Annotated in this window: 4 protein-coding genes; 1 reads left to right on the forward strand and 3 read right to left on the reverse strand. The window is 67.8% G+C overall.

Annotated elements, in window-relative coordinates; all coding sequences use genetic code 11:
- On the forward strand, positions 1-549 hold a 549-nt coding region (locus tag AC2VON_RS15035), incomplete at its 5' end, for a hypothetical protein (protein ID WP_486953668.1).
- A gap of 22 nt (positions 550-571) precedes the next feature.
- On the opposite strand, the gene AC2VON_RS15040 is transcribed toward AC2VON_RS15035, so the two are convergent.
- From AC2VON_RS15040 to AC2VON_RS15050, 3 genes are all read right to left on the reverse strand, one after another.
- Positions 572-1,252 (reverse strand): chymotrypsin family serine protease, encoded by a 681-nt coding sequence (locus AC2VON_RS15040; RefSeq protein WP_486953671.1) that lies wholly within the window; start codon positions 1,250-1,252, stop codon positions 572-574.
- Between the two features lie 220 nt (positions 1,253-1,472).
- The gene (locus AC2VON_RS15045) at positions 1,473-3,233 is read right to left on the reverse strand and encodes a PGRS repeat-containing protein (protein WP_486953669.1); all 1,761 of its coding nucleotides are present in this window, start codon (positions 3,231-3,233) and stop codon (positions 1,473-1,475) included.
- A gap of 192 nt (positions 3,234-3,425) precedes the next feature.
- A complete protein-coding gene (locus tag AC2VON_RS15050) occupies positions 3,426-3,737 on the reverse strand; it encodes a hypothetical protein (RefSeq protein ID WP_486953670.1) in 312 nt (103 codons plus the stop codon).
- Positions 3,738-4,226 lie beyond the last annotated feature (489 nt).

Genomic DNA, 4,226 nt, shown 5'->3' on the forward strand with positions numbered 1-4,226 from the left:
ATCACGGATTCAGGCGCAGCTGCGCTGTGGGACAACGCGGCACAGATGCTCGCCTCGACTAACCCGCAAGACCTGCTGAGCACCGCCGCCGCGGACATCACCGAGACGAGCAAGCTCATCGGCGGGATCGACGTATCGAGCGGTATCGCCACTACGTACGCATCGTTCATTGACGGCTACCCGAGTTCACTAGACACGCTGGGGAGTTTCGTGACCGATCAGGTGGCACCGGCCGAGTCGACGGTTTCGACGCATTCCGGTTCGTTGTCGGGACTGGTTGACCAGCTGTTCCTCGATCCGCTCAACCAGCAGTGGGCCAACACCGGTGCGGCACTGCTCAATGCCGGCCAGGCGTTCGACAGCGCAATCACGGCCGGTTCAACGACGGATGCTTCGACGGCGATGTTTCAGACACTCGGTATCTTGATCTTCCAGATGGTCCCGGCCGCGGTTGAATCCCTGCCCGTCATGCTCGGCGGCGCCTTCCTCGGAGATGGCGCTGTCGGGACCGCGGCAGATGTTCCCGATGTTGTTGCCGGTCTGTTCTGATTGGCATCTGGGCTGGAGGATTTCAGCTGTCGATCGGGGTGAACCCGGCGCCGGGGCCGCCGTTGGTGTTGACGTCGTCGAGGATTGCGCTGAACTTCGTCATGTGGGTGAATTGACGCGGGGGCAAACTCGGAACGTCGCCAGGGGCGATGCCAGGGAGGAATGTGCCGCTCGTGATCAGGCCGACCAGCAGGCCGTCGGACGTGACTGGGCCGCCATTATCGCCGGGCTGATTAGCTCCCCCGCCCATGGCCATTCGCGTGCCTGGACCGGGGAGAGTGGAGTTACTGCTGCAGAAGTCGCCGGTGGCCCCGCCGAGTCGGCACTCGGGCTGGTGCCATTCCGGGTCAGGGCCGATACCGTTGATGACGAAGCCGGCGAAGTCGTGGATGGGGGTCACGGTGGCCGGGTCGAAGGTGATCACCACGTAGTTGAGGTCGCCGTTGGTAGCTACCACTGTGCCCACGGTGGTGTCTGTTCCCTCGACCACCACCTGAGCACCGGGTCCGCCGCAGCTCGCGGCGGTGAAACCGACCAGCTCGCCGGTGTTGTCGTGGCCGATGGTTGTCAGGGTGCAGTAGGTGCCGTCAACGACGATGCCCGCGCCGCCGCCCAGCGGGACCGCCGCCGAGGCCGTCGGAGCGAGCAGGCCCGCCAGCAGAGGCAGTGCGAACACCGCCGCCACCAGCGAGCCACGGCCAATGTACACAGGGAAACATTGTCCAGCTAATTGCTGTGAATATTCTGTTCCGAGCAGCCCGGTACGGGGGCTGCGGCACTCACGGCCGAGCAGCGGACGTTACTGCGGACGCAGGTCGAGGCTACGTTTTGAAACGCACGCCACCGTGTCCACGTCACTGCGGCGAACACATTTTCACCGGGTGTGCTGGTATTTCGGCTCAGTCTCGCGGTCACCTGTGGCTTCAGCCGGGGGTTCCGGGGGTTCCCGGGGTGCCGTCGGCGCCGCCGTTTCCGCCGTTTCCGCCGGGTTGAGCAAACGCACCGGCGCCGCCGTTGCCGCCGTCGCCGCCGCGGCCGTCGCCGGCGGCCCCGACGCGGCCGCCGTCTCCACCGTTTCCGCCGATGTTGAGCACGTTGTTGCCACCGCCGCCGTCGCCACCATTACCGCCAGCCCCACCGGTACCGCCCGAGAAGCCGGCGCCACCGGTGCCGCCGTTGCCGCCGTCCGCGGCGCTGCCGCCGGTACCGCCGGTGCCGCCGCCCCCGCCGACACCACCGTCGGCTGCGCCGCCCAGCCCACCGGCGCCACCGGAACCCGGGGACAGGCCGACACCGCCCGCGCCGCCGTCACCGCCGGTGCCCCCGGTCCCACCATCGCCGGCGCCCCCGCCACCACCCGCGCCGCCGCCACCGCGACCAGCGAGTCCACCCAGACCGGGGCTCGTCTCGCCGGCGCCGCCGTGCCCGCCGGCACCGCCCGTCCCACCGCCGCTGGCACCGCCGGCGCCCCCGTCACCGCCGGCACCTGCCTGGCTGATGATGAGCGAGCTGCTGGCGCTACCGGCGCCGCCGTTGCCGCCGTGGTTTGCCTGCGCACCGTCGAAGCCATCGCCACCGTCGCCGCCGTCGCCGCCGTCGCCGCTGATCGTGATGATCCCGCCGGTGTGACCGCCGTTACCGCCCGCGCCACCAATCCCGGCCACGGCGCCTGCACCGGTGGCGTCGCCCCCGGCCCCACCCGCGCCGCCGGTGCCACCGACCCCCAACGTGGTGGGATTGCCGCCAGGAACACCACCAGCCAGTGGCATGGAATCCCCGCCGACGCCACCGTCGCCGCCGGCGCCGGCGACGGCATCGGCCCCGGTGGCTGCGCCACCAGCCCCGCCGGCCCCGCCGTCGCCGCCGGTGGCATAGGTCAGCAGCAGGGCCAACACCACCGGATAAGCGAATCCCTCCTTGCTGCCCGTGCCGCCGTTACCACCGTCACCGCCGGCACCGGCGATGCTGTCGGGACCGCTGGCCGGCCCACCGGCACCACCGTTGCCGCCGTTGCCGCCGATCCCGGATGTCAAAAAGCCGCCGGCTCCCCCGTTGCCTCCGTCACCACCTTGCTCCCCGGCGCCGCCGGCACCGCCGTTACCACCGGCGCCGCCGTCACCGATCACAAACCCGCCCGCACCCCCGGCACCGCCGGCAGCGCCGGTCTCACCGTCGCCGCCGACGCCACCGTTGCCGAACAGTCCGGCCGCCCCACCGTCGCCGCCGACTACCCCGGTCTCGGTGGAGTTCCACCCGGCGCCGCCATCGCCGAACAACCAGCCGCCGGCCCCGCCGTCGGGATGCGACTCAGTCCCGGTGAGACCGTTGTCGATCAATCCCCGACCGGTCAGCTCCTCGAACGGCTGGTTCAGCAGATTGTTGATAGGCGCGGTCACCGGGCTGGTGATCCAAGCCTCCCCGAGACCATGCAGTGCCCCATAGATCGCCCCCGACAGCCCCCCGGAGTCGATGAACCCGGTCAACGCATCAAGCCCACTCGGATCGGCGCCGCCCAGGCCGGACAGAACCGCGGCGACCGAATCGGGTGAATCATCGCTGGTGTCGGTCGCTGCGGCGAGGTCGAGCCAGATGGCGGGGTCGAGCAGATCGTCGAGCCCGACATCCGCGTCGGCCACCGGTGCGACCATCACCAGAAACGTCGTCGCCGAGCCCAGCCCAACCAAACGACGACCACGATGCCGCTCGCTACCCCCACGACCTGGCACCTGGTCCGCCCTCCCTAGCAAATCCGTTCCCGTCAGGCGTCTACGCCCACCACCGACCGCCCCCGAGCTTATTCGCCGGACGTGGCCGGGTCGTCTCCGTCGGTAAACCGGGACGCAGCATCGAACCGGGATGACGCCGATGCTCTGGTGTCAGTAGACGGCGGTGGCCGCATCCAGTGTCTTGATCCGAACATCGTCAATCGTGACCGGTTCCGGCCAGTCCGGAGTGAAGATACCGAGTTCGTGAGCCGCAGCCCGAACGAGACCCACCATCTGAGGGACAATCTGCTCGATAGGTTCGTCGCTTCGAGTGGCAATGGCTAGGTTGAGCTTTCTGCTCAGGGCAGAAAACGTGTACACGACCTGTCCGGCGTGCTGCTCGTCGAGCAACGTTGCCAGCTTCTCGACCGACGAGCCTCCCGACACTTTCAAGGTCATCTCGATCCAGTATCCGGTGGTCATCGCTGCTCTCCTAAGCATGTGGTGGTCTCGATCATCTGAATAGCGCTCACCAACACGTCGGGTACTGAAGGCCACAATATAACCCGAGCATCGTGTCGTTGCGTACAACCGCAGGTCACGATCACATATTCACCTTGTCGAGCTTTCAACGTCCAACCTGCCCGCTGTAGGCGTCGTAGCTCCACCATAACCGCCGCCGAGCAGTCGATCCCGTTGGTCCAGTCAGCCACCTGCGTAACCGTAGTGCGCTGAACCGACACACCCGATCACCGCGAGGTGTGGCCCCGCGGGAACACAGCATCGAGCCGGGCTGACCCGACCAACCCCCCGTGAGTGCCCGGCAGGAGCGCGATGGACAAGCCCGACGAGATGCATGGACAAAGCATCACGCGAAGTACGTTCTGTCGCTGGTCTGGAAGTTCTGCATATAGCCCACGAAATGAGTACAGACAACTTCATATCTGAGACCGCAGGTAGCCCCTTGGCACG

The sequence above is a fragment of the Mycobacterium sp. TH-M82 genome (assembly GCF_057473605.1).

Coding starts and splice junctions, on each gene's coding strand:
- AC2VON_RS15050 (WP_486953670.1), bottom strand. CDS start 3,737: ATGACCACCGGATACTGGATCGAGATGACCTTGAAAGTGTCGGGAGGC.